11 protein-coding genes are annotated in these 13,412 nt (G+C 59.8%); 9 read left to right on the forward strand and 2 right to left on the reverse strand.

All coding sequences use genetic code 11. The features are described 5' to 3' along the window. Positions 1 to 63 precede the first annotated feature (63 nt). From phnC to phnE (ACX8ZY_RS08055), 4 genes are all read left to right on the forward strand, one after another. Positions 64 to 894 carry a phosphonate ABC transporter ATP-binding protein gene (phnC, locus tag ACX8ZY_RS08040; protein WP_010247776.1) on the forward strand — a complete coding sequence of 277 codons (831 nt, stop codon included), beginning with the start codon at positions 64 to 66 and terminating at the stop codon, positions 892 to 894. 26 nt (positions 895 to 920) lie between these two features. Continuing rightward, positions 921 to 1,847 carry a phosphonate ABC transporter substrate-binding protein gene (phnD, locus tag ACX8ZY_RS08045; protein WP_010247773.1) on the forward strand — a complete coding sequence of 309 codons (927 nt, stop codon included), beginning with the start codon at positions 921 to 923 and terminating at the stop codon, positions 1,845 to 1,847. 93 nt (positions 1,848 to 1,940) lie between these two features. Further along, the gene (phnE, locus tag ACX8ZY_RS08050) at positions 1,941 to 2,801 is read left to right on the forward strand and encodes a phosphonate ABC transporter, permease protein PhnE (protein WP_010670882.1); all 861 of its coding nucleotides are present in this window, start codon (positions 1,941 to 1,943) and stop codon (positions 2,799 to 2,801) included. Continuing rightward, a complete protein-coding gene (phnE, locus tag ACX8ZY_RS08055; protein ID WP_061901337.1) occupies positions 2,798 to 3,682 on the forward strand; it encodes a phosphonate ABC transporter, permease protein PhnE in 885 nt (294 codons plus the stop codon). The genes phnE (ACX8ZY_RS08050) and phnE (ACX8ZY_RS08055) overlap by 4 nt, the downstream gene beginning before the upstream one ends. Here the strand turns inward: phnE (ACX8ZY_RS08055) and ACX8ZY_RS08060 are convergent. Continuing rightward, a complete protein-coding gene (locus ACX8ZY_RS08060; protein ID WP_158131597.1) occupies positions 3,636 to 6,251 on the reverse strand; it encodes an ATP-binding protein in 2,616 nt (871 codons plus the stop codon). The two genes, phnE (ACX8ZY_RS08055) and ACX8ZY_RS08060, sit on opposite strands and share 47 nt — an antisense overlap. A 147-nt stretch (positions 6,252 to 6,398) precedes the next feature. Between ACX8ZY_RS08060 and ACX8ZY_RS08065 the strand changes: the two genes are divergently transcribed. The 4 genes from ACX8ZY_RS08065 to ACX8ZY_RS08080 all read left to right on the forward strand — a co-directional run bounded on the left by ACX8ZY_RS08065 (position 6,399) and on the right by ACX8ZY_RS08080 (position 10,676). Continuing rightward, the gene (locus ACX8ZY_RS08065) at positions 6,399 to 7,913 is read left to right on the forward strand and encodes a sugar ABC transporter ATP-binding protein (protein WP_459260958.1); all 1,515 of its coding nucleotides are present in this window, start codon (positions 6,399 to 6,401) and stop codon (positions 7,911 to 7,913) included. A gap of 10 nt (positions 7,914 to 7,923) precedes the next feature. After that, positions 7,924 to 8,904 carry an ABC transporter permease subunit gene (locus ACX8ZY_RS08070; RefSeq protein WP_010247757.1) on the forward strand — a complete coding sequence of 327 codons (981 nt, stop codon included), beginning with the start codon at positions 7,924 to 7,926 and terminating at the stop codon, positions 8,902 to 8,904. A 90-nt stretch (positions 8,905 to 8,994) separates the two neighbouring features. Then, entirely contained in the window at positions 8,995 to 9,933 is a 939-nt protein-coding gene (locus tag ACX8ZY_RS08075) for an ABC transporter substrate-binding protein (protein ID WP_158149222.1), read from the forward strand. A 44-nt stretch (positions 9,934 to 9,977) separates the two neighbouring features. Then, the gene (locus ACX8ZY_RS08080) at positions 9,978 to 10,676 is read left to right on the forward strand and encodes a D-lyxose/D-mannose isomerase (protein WP_158149223.1); all 699 of its coding nucleotides are present in this window, start codon (positions 9,978 to 9,980) and stop codon (positions 10,674 to 10,676) included. Here the strand turns inward: ACX8ZY_RS08080 and ACX8ZY_RS08085 are convergent, their stop codons facing one another. Beyond that, positions 10,677 to 11,420 (reverse strand): response regulator, encoded by a 744-nt coding sequence (locus tag ACX8ZY_RS08085; RefSeq protein ID WP_010247750.1) that lies wholly within the window; start codon positions 11,418 to 11,420, stop codon positions 10,677 to 10,679. It lies immediately after the preceding gene. Between the two features lie 422 nt (positions 11,421 to 11,842). Here ACX8ZY_RS08085 and ACX8ZY_RS08090 point away from each other — a divergent pair, with 422 nt between their 5' ends. Further along, the gene (locus ACX8ZY_RS08090) at positions 11,843 to 13,141 is read left to right on the forward strand and encodes an NCS2 family permease (protein ID WP_213006254.1); all 1,299 of its coding nucleotides are present in this window, start codon (positions 11,843 to 11,845) and stop codon (positions 13,139 to 13,141) included. The last annotated feature ends 271 nt before the right edge of the window (positions 13,142 to 13,412 follow it).

Below are 13,412 nucleotides of genomic sequence, written 5' to 3' on the forward strand. Positions count from 1 at the left end.
CTCGTGTTCATCGCGTCACGCCTTAATAACCCGCAGAACGCAATCAGCGATGACGGAGAAACCATGGCACAGGCACTTCTGAAAACGGTGGTCGACAACGACCTGCCACCGGCCAGCCTCAGCGGACAAAAAGTGTTGTCGGTGCAGAAACTGAGCAAAGCCTACGGCGACACTCAGGTGCTGGATCAGGTCAGTTTCGACCTGCACGCCGGTGAGCTGGTGGCGGTGATTGGCCGCTCTGGCGCAGGTAAATCGACCCTGCTGCACATGCTCAACGGCACGATTGAAGCGACTTCCGGCGCGATTATCAGTCTGCATCATGGCGAAGCGGATCGTAACGTGGTTACGCTCAACAGCCGCCAGCTGCGCGAATGGCGCAGCCAGTGCGGCATGATCTTTCAGGATTTCTGTCTGGTGCCACGCCTCGACGTGCTGACCAACGTGCTGCTGGGCCGTCTGAGCCAGACCGGCACGCTGAAATCCTTCTTTAAAATCTTCTCCGACAATGACCGGGCGCACGCCATCGAACTGCTGCAGTGGATGAACATGCTGCCGCAGGCGCTGCAGCGGGCGGAAAACCTCTCTGGCGGGCAGATGCAGCGTGTGGCGATCTGCCGTGCCCTGATGCAGAACCCCAAAATCCTGCTGGCCGATGAGCCGGTGGCGTCACTCGATCCCAAAAATACCAAGCGTATCATGGATGTGCTGCGTCAGGTCAGCGAGCAGGGCATCAGCGTGATGGTCAACCTGCACTCGATTGAGCTGGTGAAAAGCTACTGCACCAGGGTGATTGGCATTCAGCGCGGCGTGGTGCTGTTTGACGGCCATCCTTCAGGACTGACCGACAGCCTGCTGCACCAGCTGTACGGCGATGAACTTAACCAAATCCATTAACTTCCACAGCAAGAGAACAACCCCGAATGAAACTGACTTCTTTAGCACTCCTGACCAGTGTAATGGCGTTTGGTGTCAGCGCAGCGGATGCGCCGAAACAGCTTAATCTGGGGATTCTGGGCGGTCAGAACGCCACCCAGCAGATTGGCGATAATCAGTGTGTGAAGACCTTCTTTGATAAAGAGCTGGGTGTGGATACCCAGATGCGCAACGCCTCCGACTACTCTGGCGTGATTCAGGGTCTGCTGGGTGGCAAGATCGATATGGTGCTGAGCATGTCGCCAGCCTCGTTTGCGTCGGTCTACATTCAGGACCCGAAAGCGGTGGATGTGGTTGGCATTGTGGTGGATGACAAAGATCAGTCACGCGGCTACCACTCGGTGGTGATCGTCAAAGCGGACAGCCCGTACAAAAAGCTGGAAGACCTGAAAGGGAAATCATTCGGTATGGCCGATCCCGACTCGACGTCCGGCTTCCTGATGCCGAACCAGGCGTTTAAGAAGATGTTCGGCGGCTCAGTGGATGACAAATATAACAACACCTTCTCCAGCGTCACCTTCTCCGGCGGCCATGAGCAGGACATTCTGGGCGTGCTGAACAACCAGTTTGATGGTGCAGTGACCTGGACCTCACTGGTCGGTGACTACAACAGCGGCTATACCTCTGGCGCGTTTGGCCGTCTGATCCGCATGGACCATCCTGATCTGATGAAGCAGATCCGCATTATCTGGCAGTCACCGCTGATCCCCAACGGTCCGGTGCTGGTCAGCAACAAGCTGCCCGCTGACTTTAAAGCGAAAGTGGTGTCGGCAATTAAAAAGCTGGATAAGGAAGATCACGCCTGCTTCGTGAAAGCGGTGGGCGGCGAGCAGCATATCGGTCAGGCGACGGTCGCCGATTATCAGAACATCATCGATATGAAGCGCGACCTGATGAAAGGCAGCCGCGGCTAAATCCAGCCACTCCTTACCTTCTCCGCTCAGGCGGGGAAAGCGGGACGCGGCAAACTCGCCTGCGTCCCGCTGCTTTAGCGCCGGAGATCCCCTTTGACCGAATTCGAACACTACTACCAACGCATCCGCCGTCAGCAGAAACGAGACACGCTGCTCTGGTCACTGCTGCTGGTGGCACTCTACCTGGCGGCGGGCAGGGTGGCAGAATTTAATCTGCTTACCGTCTGGCAGTCGCTGCCGCACTTCTTTGACTACCTGCACGAAATCCTGCCGGTGCTGCATCTGCCGCTGCTGTTTGCCGACGGCAAAACCGAAGGCTCGCTGGCTTACTGGGGCTATCGCCTGCCGATCCAGCTGCCGCTGATCTGGGAAACACTACAACTGGCGCTGGCTTCGACGCTGGTGGCGGTGGCACTGGCCGCGGTGCTGGCCTTTTTCGCCGCCGACAATACTCAGACGCCGGTCAGCGTGCGGATGACGATTCGCGCCTTTGTCGCCTTCCTGCGCACCATGCCGGAGCTGGCGTGGGCGGTGATGTTTGTGATGGCCTTTGGCATCGGGGCGATCCCCGGTTTTCTGGCGCTGGCGCTGCACACCGTGGGCAGCCTGACCAAGCTGTTTTACGAGGCGATTGAATCGGCGTCAGATAAGCCGGTACGCGGCCTGGCGGCCTGCGGAGCCAGCAAACTGCAGCGGATGCGCTTCGCCTTCTGGCCACAGGTCAAGCCGGTCTTTCTCTCCTATAGCTTTATGCGGCTGGAGATTAACTTCCGCTCCTCAACCATCCTTGGGCTGGTCGGGGCGGGCGGCATCGGCCAGGAGCTGATGACCAACATCAAACTGGACCGCTACGATCAGGTCAGTATTACGCTGCTGCTGATCCTGATTGTGGTGTCACTGCTGGATACGCTCTCCGGCCAGCTTCGTCGCCGTGTGACAGGAGACAGGACATGATAAGCACCGTTCCCGATATCGCGCTAATGAAGCAGCAGCATCGTGAACTCTTCGCCGCACAGCCGCGCTATCTGCGTCGCCTGGCGCTGATCACACTTGCGGTGCTGCTCTATTACCTCTTTTTCTTTTCGGTATTTGGTCTGGAGTGGTCGCGTTTGCTGATGGGCTGTCAGCAGCTGGGGCGTTATTTCCTGCGGATGTTTGTCTGGCACGATTTCGTGAACTGGCCGTTTGGCTACTATCTGTCGCAGGTCGGCATCACCTTAGGGATTGTCTTTGCCGGCACGCTGACTGCCTCGCTGCTGGCGCTGCCGCTGTCGTTTCTGGCGGCGCGCAACGTGATGCACAGCCGAACCGCGAAACCGCTGGCGTTTCTGATGCGCCGTCTGTTTGACGTGTTACGCGGCATCGACATGGCGATCTGGGGGCTGATCTTCGTCCGGGCGGTCGGCATGGGGCCGCTGGCCGGGGTGCTGGCGATTATCCTGCAGGATGTCGGTCTGCTCGGCAAACTCTACGCCGAAGGGCACGAAGCGGTGGAGCGTTCACCGGGTCGCGGACTGGGCGCAGTCGGCGCCAACAGCCTGCAGAAACACCGCTTCGGCATCTTCACCCAGTCATTCCCGCAGTTTCTGGCGCTGAGCCTTTACCAGATAGAGTCCAATACCCGCTCAGCGGCGGTGCTGGGCTTTGTCGGCGCCGGGGGCGTCGGTCTGGTTTACGCTGAGAATATGCGCCTGTGGAACTGGGATGTGGTGATGTTCCTGACGCTGATTCTGGTGGTGGTAGTGATGGTGATGGATGTGATCTCCAGCCGCCTGCGCAAGCGCTACATTAGTGGGAAGCCGGTGCCGTTGTGGCAGCCTGCTGCGCGCGATTAAGCCTTTTGCTGCGCTGCCAGGCGCGCTGTAACGCCTGCACCAGCTGTGCCTGCTGCCAGGGCTTCGCCAGCCGTTCGCACAGCGGCAGCGTCACCGGCTGGTGGCGCAGGTCCTGACCGCTGATAAGCAGCGTCGCCAGCTGCGGCCAGTTCTGCTGCGCCTGGCGGATCACCTCCGCGCCGTTAATCTCGCCGGGTAGCATCAGGTCGCTGATCAGCAGGTCGATATCAGGTGTCTGGCGCAGCAGCGCCAGCGCCTCTTCACCGTCACCACACTCGAGCGTCAGATAGCCCAGCTGATGCAGATGCTCACAGAGCGTCTGGCGCACCGCCGGTTCATCATCCAGCACCAGCACCAGCCGGTTACTGGCCGCCGCAATGTCCGTCTCAATGTGCACAGGCGATGGCGGGGTGATCACTGCCGCGACGGCAGCTTCCGGCGCGCGTGGCAACAGCAGCCGCACCGTTGTGCCCTGGCCTGGCGCGGTTTCCAGTTCGATCTGGCCGCCTGACTGCCGTACAAAACCATAAACCATCGACAGGCCCAGCCCGCTGCCGCTGCCGGTAGCCTTGGTAGTGAAAAAAGGCTCAAACACCTGCTCACGAACCCCGGCCGACATGCCGCAGCCGTGGTCTATCACCTCGATTGTGACCCTGTCACGCTTTTCATCGCCCTCCAGACGGCGCTGATTCCAGATGCGCAGCCGGATTTCGCCGCTTTGCTGATGCATCGCATCGCGGGCATTTACCACCAGATTCATCAGCGCATTCTCCAGCTGGCTGGCATCAATCCAGGCGGGCCAGCCGGGACGCTGCGCATCAATAATCAGCTGCTGGCCGGGCAGCAGCGAGTGCTGCAGCAGCCCCTGCAGGTTATCCACCAGCGTCACCACCGACACCGCACGGGGATAGAGAGCCTGCTTGCGTGAGAACGCCAGCAGCCGCTGGGTCAGCTGTGCAGCGCGGTCGGCCGCCTGCCGCGCCCGCTCAATCCGGCTGGCCAGCGGGCCGGGCGTCAGCTGGCCTTCGGTCAGCGCCAGACTGCCGATAATCACCGCCAGCAGATTGTTGAAGTCATGCGCCAGTCCGCCGGTCAGCTGGCCGACCGCCTTCATCTTCTGGCTGTGCTGCAGCGCCTCCTCCAGCGTTTTACGCGAGGTCCGGTCCAGCACGGTATTGACCATGCCGCGCCGCGGGATTGGACTGAAGCGCAGCTCCAGCGTACGACCATCGGCCAGCCGGATCTCCTGCGGTTCACCGGGATCGTGCAGATCCACCGCCAGCGGCGCCAGCAGTTGCTGCCAGGGAACGCCGCGATGCAGTTCATGCGGCGCGATGCCGAGCAGCTCCGCATACTGGGCATTCCACACCACCAGTTGCCCGTTGTTATCAAACAGCGCAAAGCCGTCGCGCATCGCCAGAAAGGTGGATTCCAGCTGATTACTCTTCTCTTTCAGCAGCCGTGAGGTGTGAGCCAGCGAGGCGGTATTACGGGCAAAGACGTTAAAGGCCCGCGCCAGCTCGCCCAGCTCGTCGCGACGTTGCAGCCCTGGCACGCTGACGTTCTGCTCGCCCTGCGCCAGCCGCGTCATGGCCCCGGCAATCGCCGTCAGGCTCGACCCGAGATTGCGGTAGATGTAGATCCCGGCATAGCCGGTGATCGCCAGCGCCAACAGCGCAAACAGCGCAATAAAGCCGATGATGGAATCCAGCTCACGGTGGGTCGCCAGGGTGCGCGCCTCACTCTGTAACGCCACCTGCTGCACCGAGGCGCTGATATCTTCATTCAGCATTGCCACCAGCGCTTTAATCCGGTAGGTGGCATAGGCGATCGCCAGATCGCTCTGTTCCAGCGCCTCTGCCAGCGGCAGCAGGCGCTGCTGGGTAGCCAGCAGTCGCTGCACGTTTTCGCCGGTCACGCCCGTCAGCGGCACGTTGCGCCACTGCGCCATCACCTGCTGGAGCTGTTCGATGACGGCGATGGGCGAGGGTGTGCGGATCGCGATGGTGATCAGCCGTTCGGTTTGCTCTCGCAGCGCGGCATCCGGCAGCGTCCGCTGTTCCCGCTGTACCAGCTGGTCGATATGGCTGAGCAGAATCTGTGTCTGCCACAGGTCGCTCAGCATGTTGTTGCGCTGCAGATGACGCTGGTGACCGGTCAGCAGCAGGCTGTTAATCGTCTGTTCCAGCATCAGGCTGCGGGCGCGGATCCGGGCGATGCGCTCCGGCTGACGTGCCGCCAGCGGCGCACTGGCCAGCAGGCTCAGCGACTGCTGCAACGCCTGCTGATTCTGCTGCAGCCGCTGTGATTCGCTCTGGTACTCCAGCGCGCCCACCACCTGTGACAGCCGCACTGCCGCTGTCGCCACGTTGGCGGTATCCCGCGCCAGCGCCAGGCTGCCGTTCATGTCGGCCAGGGTCTGCGCCTGTGCCTGCTCCTGAATCGCCCCGGCATGACGAAAGCCGAAGATCGCCACCACGCTGACCATCAGCGTGACCGACACCACCAGCAGATTGAACAGCAACAGGCGTCCACGTGCGCCGGCCTGCCACGGATAAGTGCGCTGCATCCCACGACCTCTTATTCACTGCAACGATGGGCCGAGTATAGGAGCGTGCAGGCGGGCGTTTATGACAAATATGAATGGGCGCTGACATTTTCCGTTTATCTGGCGTTGCTTTACTGACGGCTATCCACAGTCCGCAGGAGCGAGGCGATGACAGCCACACCGATACTGGAAATGCGGGGAATTACCCGGCGCTTCGGCAGCTTTTATGCCCTGAAGGGCGTCGATCTCACGGTTTATCCCGGTGAGGTCCACGCGCTGATGGGGGAGAACGGCGCGGGTAAAAGCACACTGATGAAGATTCTGGCCGGTGCCTATACCGCCAGCAGCGGGGAAATTTTAATTGAAGGCAAGCCCTGGGCGCTGAAAGGGCCGAAAGAGGCACTGGCCGCCGGGATCACCCTGATTTATCAGGAGATCAACCTGGCACCCAACCTGACGGTGGCGGAGAACATTTTTCTCGGCAGCGAAATCGCGCCCGGCGGGCTGGTGAAGCGGCGGCAGATGGCCGAAGAGGCGCAGCGGGTCATTGACCGGCTCGGCGCGCAGTTCAGCGCCTGGGATCTGGTCAGCCGTCTCAGCATCGCCGAGCAGCAGCAGGTAGAGATCGCCCGCGCGCTGCAGCGCAACAGCCGCATTCTGGTTATGGATGAGCCGACCGCCGCGCTCTCCAACCGCGAAACCGAACAGCTGTTCGCGCTGATCAAACGGCTGCGCAGCGAAGGTATGGCGATCATCTATATCAGCCACCGCATGGCGGAGGTGTATGAGCTGTCCGATCGCGTCAGCGTGCTGCGCGACGGGGAGTATGTAGGCAGCCTGACCCGTGATCAGCTTAACGCCAGCGAACTGGTGCGGATGATGGTCGGACGGCCGCTCAGCGACCTGTTTAACAAAGACCGTGCTATCCCGCTGGGCGATATCCGGCTGGCGGTCAATCACCTTACCGATGGTGGCAAAGTGCATCCCAGCAGTCTTGAAGTGCGGGCCGGAGAGATTGTCGGCCTGGCCGGGCTGGTGGGCGCAGGCCGCAGCGAGCTGGCACAGCTGATTTTTGGCGTGCACAAGCCGAAAGAGGGCGAGATCTGGATCGATGGCGAGAAGGTCACCATCCATTCACCGCGCGATGCAATTGCACGCGGCATCGGTTTCCTCACCGAAAACCGCAAAGAGCAGGGACTGTTTCTGGAGATGGCGGCGCAGGAGAACATCGTGATGGCGACGCTGGAACGTGACGCCAGTTACGGGATGCTGAACCGCCGCAAAGGGCAGACCATCGCCAGTGAGGCGATCGCTTCACTCAATATTCGCGTTCCTCACGCTCAGGTCCGGGCGGGCGGTCTGTCGGGCGGTAACCAGCAGAAGCTGCTGATTTCGCGCTGGGTGGCGATTGGTCCGCGCATTCTGATCCTCGATGAACCGACGCGCGGCGTCGATGTCGGGGCGAAAAGCGAGATCTACCGCATGATGCAGGAGATGGCGCGGCAGGGCGTGGCGATTCTGATGATCTCCAGCGAACTGCCGGAAGTGGTCGGGATGAGCGACCGCGTATACGTGATGCACGAAGGCACCATCGTCGGTGAGCTGGAGGGCAGCCACATCAGTCAGGAAAATATTATGACGCTGGCAACCGGTGCGCACATCGCGGCAGCAGGCGAAATCTAAGGAGACCACCATGACACAACTGGCCCGCACCAAAGCACCGACGCTGAAACGCGCCCTGATGGGCGATCTGCTGCAAACGGTGGGTATCCTGCCGATTCTGATCCTGATCGTGGCGATATTTGGTTTCGTCACGCCGAACTTCTTCACCGAAGCAAACCTGCTCAACATCACCCGTCAGGCGTCGATTAACATCGTGCTGGCGGCGGGCATGACCTTTGTGATCCTCACCGGCGGCATCGACCTGTCGGTAGGGTCAATGCTGGGGACCACCGCGGTGGTGGCGCTGGTAGCGTCGCTGGATCCGATGCTGGCTTCCATGACCATTCCGATGGCGCTGGGCGCAGGCCTGGTGATGGGGCTGTTCAACGGCATCCTGGTCGCCTGGGCCGGGTTGCCGCCCTTTATCGTCACGCTTGGCACCTACACCGCGCTGCGCGGAGCCGCTTACCTGCTGGCGGATGGCACCACAGTAATCAACTCCGATATTAACTTTGAGTGGATCGGCAACGGCTATCTCGGGCCAGTGCCGTGGCTGATTGTGATTGCCTTTGCGGTGATCGCCATCTGCTGGTTCATCCTGCGCCGCACCACGCTGGGCGTCCATATCTACGCGGTCGGCGGCAATATCCAGGCGGCGCGTCTCACCGGTATCAAGGTCGGAATGGTGCTGCTGTTTGTCTACGGCATGAGCGGCCTGCTGTCGGGGCTGGGCGGTCTGATGAGCGCCTCGCGGCTTTACAGCGCCAACGGCAACCTTGGGGTGGGCTATGAGCTGGATGCGATTGCGGCGGTGATCCTCGGCGGTACCAGCTTTGTCGGCGGCATCGGTACCATTACCGGCACCCTGATTGGTGCACTGATTATCGCCACGCTGAATAACGGCATGACGCTGATGGGGGTCTCCTATTTCTGGCAGCTGGTGATCAAGGGCGCGGTCATCATCATCGCGGTGCTGATCGACAAATACCGTACCCGTCATCATGTGAGTTGAGTCTTAAAAGGGCGGATGTGCCATTACACCTCCGCCATCTAAAAAACGCCATTAAGTGGTTGGCACCTTGAAAACAGCAGGAGAAGGTCTATGCGTTTTAATCCGATTGTAACCGGGCTGCTGGCGGCGACGCTGTTCAGTACCGGCCTGGCTCAGGCAAAAGAACTCAAATCTATCGGCGTAACGGTCGGCGATCTGGCAAACCCCTTCTTCGTGCAGATCACCAAAGGCGCAGAGATGAAGGCGCGTCAGCTGGCGGGCGATAAGGTGAATGTGACGCTGGTCTCCAGCGGCTACGATCTCGGTCAGCAGGTGGGCCAGATTGATAACTTTATTGCGGCCAAAGTCGACATGATTATCCTCAACGCCGCCGACTCCAAAGGGATCGCCCCGGCGGTGAAGCGGGCGCGTGATGCCGGTATTGTCGTGGTGGCGGTCGACGTGGCGGCCGATGGCGCGAATGCGACCATCACCTCCGATAACACCGAGGCGGGCGCGATGGCCTGTAAATATATTGCTGACCGCCTGAAGAACAAAGGCAACGTGGTGATCATCAACGGACCACCGGTCTCTGCGGTGCAGAACCGCGTTGAAGGCTGTATGACCGAACTGAAAACCCATACTGACATCAAGCTGCTCTCATACAACCAGAACGCCAAAGGCAGTCGTGAAGGCGGACTGGAAGTCATGACCGGTCTGCTTTCTGCCAATCCAAAAATTGATGCGGTGTTTGCCATCAACGACCCGACAGCGATTGGTGCAGACTTAGCGGCGAAACAGGCGCAGCGCAGTGAGTTCTTTATCGTTGGCGTTGATGGCTCGCCGGACGGTGAAGAGGCGCTCAAGCGCAAGAATTCACTGTTCGTCGCGACGCCTGCGCAGGATCCACAGGTCATGGCCGCCAAAGCGGTCGAGATTGGTTATGACATTCTGCAGGGCAAACCGGCACCCGATAAGCCCGTGCTGATCCCGGTGAAACTGATCGATCGTAATAATATCGGCAGCTATCAGGGCTGGACGGTGAAATAAGCTTTAGTGCGGCACCTTTAAGGTGCCGCTCTCAGGAGGCCACCATGCAACGTTCAGAGGTTAATTATTACCTGCAACATACGCGCGAGTTTTTTCGACAGCAGGATGTGCATCTGCCGCCGTGGGCCGATTTCGATGTGAGCCAGTGGCGGGCTCAGGATCGAGAGGTCGCGCAGGAGATTCTGGCGTTGCGGCTGGGCTGGGATCTCACCAGTTTTGGCGCAGCTGATTTTCTGCAGACCGGGCTGACGCTGTTTACTCTGCGCAACGGTTCACCAGGCGGGCAGCCGTGGCATAAACCCTACGCCGAGAAAATAATGCACGTGCGGGAAGGGCAGCAGACGCCCATGCACTACCATCCGCACAAGATGGAAGACATCATTAATCGCGGCGGCGGGAATCTGATTGTCGAACTGCATAACCGCGACGGTGACGGGCTGGCTGATTCGCTGGTGGCGGTGTCGCTGGATGGCCTGCGCCAGACCCATGCCGCCGGTTCACTGCTGCGGCTCTCACCGGGTGAAAGCGTGACGCTGGAGGCGGGCATCTGGCACAGTTTCTGGGGTGAAAGTGGCTTCGGCGACGTGCTGGTGGGCGAGGTGTCGATGCCCAACGATGACGAAAACGACAACGTGTTTCTGACGCCGCTGGCTCGTTTCAACCCACTGGAGGAGGATGAAGCGCCGCGCTGGCTGCTGTGTAATGATTACGCGCAATGGTTATCCTGCGCGCGGCAGGCGTAATCAGGCAATCTGACTGGCACGCGTTGTCGAATCGGGTTTCACCACATCGGCCGAAAAGACATAACCGAGTCCGCGAATGGTGCGGATCAGGTCGGGCTGGTGCGGGTTGGTTTCGATTTTACGGCGCAACCGCATGATCAGCACGTCGATGGTGCGATCAAACACGTCGAGACTTTCGCTATGGGTCAGCTCCAGCAACTGATCGCGGGTCAGCACTTTTCGGGCGTGGCGAACCAGCGCGCGTAACAGGCTATATTCCCCCTGGGTCAGCGGCACCAGCTCGCGCTGCGGATTAAACAGCTGGCAGCGGCCATCATCCAGTTGCCAGCCGCCAAAACGCCAGCCCTCCTGTTCAGGGTCGGCCTGGGCAATGCGTCCGCTGCGACGCAGGGCCGCCCGGGTTCTCGCTACTACCACGCGTGGATTAAAGGGTTTGGCTATGTAATCATCAGCGCCCATCTCAAGGCCCACCACCATCTCCGCTTCAGAACCCATACCGGTCAGCATAATCACCAGCACTTCGGGTCGCTGACGCTGAAGCTGCTGCAACACCAGTAACCCGTTGGTATCGGGCAGCATCATATCCAGCATCACCAGCGAGATTTCCGGGTGTTCGCTGAGCATCGATAGCGCCTCGCGTCCCTGATGACAGCGGTAGACCGTTAACAGATGTTCACTTAACGCATCCTGCAAGACGTCGCAGACTGCAGGATCATCATCCACCACCAAAATTGCTGGCTTCATTGCGCGGCCTCAGTGTTACGAAAGAGTTAATTCAGGAGTCTACACAGGCCAGAAAAGCTTGCTGAGGCAGCGTGCTGAAACGTGACCAGCTTCGCCTGTGAGAGTGCGGAAGCGTGCGCTGGCGCAGAGTTTTTCGGGGTTGCCTGTTTGCCGCAGGAAAACGATTGCGCGGCATCGGTGCATTGCACCATAATCGCGCCTCGTTTTGGTTCGGAATTCTCTTAGGCGTACCCGGCTCTGCCAGGTAATCGATTGCGTCGGTAGCTGGCATGGCAATTGCTTTGGGCAGTGGGTAAGTCAGGGATTTCAGGCGATTCTGGCACGCAAGTATGCAGCGTCCGGCATCAGTGTCCCGGAAACAGAATAATCAGCATGCAAACCCCTTTGGCAAGTGAGACTGATGTCTCCTGTATCGAGAGATGATGATGTTAGAAAAACTATTCAAACTCAAAGCGCATAACACGACGGTTCGTACCGAGATTATCGCCGGGATCACCACCTTCCTGGCGATGGCTTATATTCTGTTTGTGAACCCAAGCATTCTGGGCGCGACCGGCATGGACAAGGGCGCGGTATTTGTTGCCACCTGTCTGGCTGCGGCGATTGGCTGCGTGCTGATGGGGCTGATCGCCAACTATCCGATTGCGCTGGCTCCGGGTATGGGACTGAACGCCTTTTTCACCTACACCGTTGTGCTGCATATGGGCTATACGTGGCAGATTGCGCTGGGCGCGGTGTTTCTCTCGGCGGTGATTTTCTTCGCGATGTCGCTGTTTAAGATTCGTGAATGGATTATTGCCAGTATTCCGCTGCCGCTGCGCGCCGGGATTGGTGCCGGTATCGGCCTTTTTCTGGCACTGATTGCGCTGGAAGGGGCGGGCATCGTGGTCGATAACCCGGCGACGCTGGTGGGCATTGGCGATCTGACTAAACCGGGTCCGCTGCTGGCGATGCTCGGCTTTGTGGTTATCGTGGTACTGGAAGCGCGTCGGGTGACGGGCGCAGTGCTGATCGGTATTCTGCTGGTGACCTTTATCTCCATGGGCATTGGTCTGTCGCCCTTTGCCGGGGTCTTCTCTGCACCGCCGTCGATTGCACCGACCTTTATGCAGCTGGATATTGCCGGCGCGTTTAACGTCGGCCTGATCAGCGTGATTTTTGCCTTCCTGTTTGTTGACGTGTTTGATAACACGGGCACGCTGCTGGGTGTGACCAAACGCGCCGGTCTGGCGGATGAGCAGGGTAACGTGCCGAAGATGGGCCGTGCGCTGATTGCTGACAGTGCGGCTGCGCTGTTTGGTTCGCTGCTCGGCACCTCGACCACTACCAGTTATGTGGAATCGGCGGCGGGCGTGAGTGCCGGTGGCCGTACCGGCCTGACCGCGATTGTGGTCGCCGTGCTGTTCCTGCTGGCCCTGTTTTTCTCGCCGCTGGCCTCCAGTGTTCCGGTTTATGCCACCGCGCCTGCGTTGCTCTTTGTGGCGGTGCTGATGGCATCGGGTCTGGCAGAGATTGACTGGAAAGATATCACCACCGCCGCGCCGGTCACCGTCACCGCGCTGACCATGCCGCTGACCTATTCGATCGCCAACGGCATCGCGTTTGGTTTTATTACCTGGACGCTGGTGAAGCTGCTGAGCGGACGCGTGAAAGAGGTGAATGCGGCGCTGGTGATCCTGTCGATTCTGTTTGTGATTAAGCTGGGATGGTTGAGTGCTTAGTTGTTGCCTGGCGGCAGGGAAGGTCGCTTAGCAGCGGGCTGGCTATGAGTTAGTTTCGCTTAGCAGCGAGCTGGCACACTGAATAAGTTTCGCCTGGCAGCGGGCTTGCTATGAGCAGGTTTCGCCCGCCCATGCGAGGGGAGTTTCAGATCACTTAGCCGCGCGTAAGCACTGAGCGGGTTTCGCCCGCCAGGCGATGGGGAGTTTCAGGTTGCCCGTGCAGGCGGACGCGTCAAGGGGCGGACGCCCGCCCCTTAACAATCCCGGCGTC

It is taken from the genome of Pantoea sp. XAF26B01_ASV70, from assembly GCF_054512635.1.

Excerpts from the sequence above, each read along its gene's own strand:
- phnD (WP_010247773.1), top strand. The coding sequence starts at position 921 with ATGAAACTGACTTCTTTAGCACTCCTGACCAGTGTAATGGCGTTTGGT.
- ACX8ZY_RS08075 (WP_158149222.1), top strand. The coding sequence starts at position 8,995 with ATGCGTTTTAATCCGATTGTAACCGGGCTGCTGGCGGCGACGCTGTTC.
- ACX8ZY_RS08090 (WP_213006254.1), top strand. The coding sequence starts at position 11,843 with ATGATGTTAGAAAAACTATTCAAACTCAAAGCGCATAACACGACGGTT.
- ACX8ZY_RS08060 (WP_158131597.1), bottom strand. The coding sequence starts at position 6,251 with ATGCAGCGCACTTATCCGTGGCAGGCCGGCGCACGTGGACGCCTGTTG.
- ACX8ZY_RS08080 (WP_158149223.1), top strand. The coding sequence starts at position 9,978 with ATGCAACGTTCAGAGGTTAATTATTACCTGCAACATACGCGCGAGTTT.
- phnC (WP_010247776.1), top strand. The coding sequence starts at position 64 with ATGGCACAGGCACTTCTGAAAACGGTGGTCGACAACGACCTGCCACCG.
- ACX8ZY_RS08065 (WP_459260958.1), top strand. The coding sequence starts at position 6,399 with ATGACAGCCACACCGATACTGGAAATGCGGGGAATTACCCGGCGCTTC.
- ACX8ZY_RS08085 (WP_010247750.1), bottom strand. The coding sequence starts at position 11,420 with ATGAAGCCAGCAATTTTGGTGGTGGATGATGATCCTGCAGTCTGCGAC.
- ACX8ZY_RS08070 (WP_010247757.1), top strand. The coding sequence starts at position 7,924 with ATGACACAACTGGCCCGCACCAAAGCACCGACGCTGAAACGCGCCCTG.
- phnE (WP_061901337.1), top strand. The coding sequence starts at position 2,798 with ATGATAAGCACCGTTCCCGATATCGCGCTAATGAAGCAGCAGCATCGT.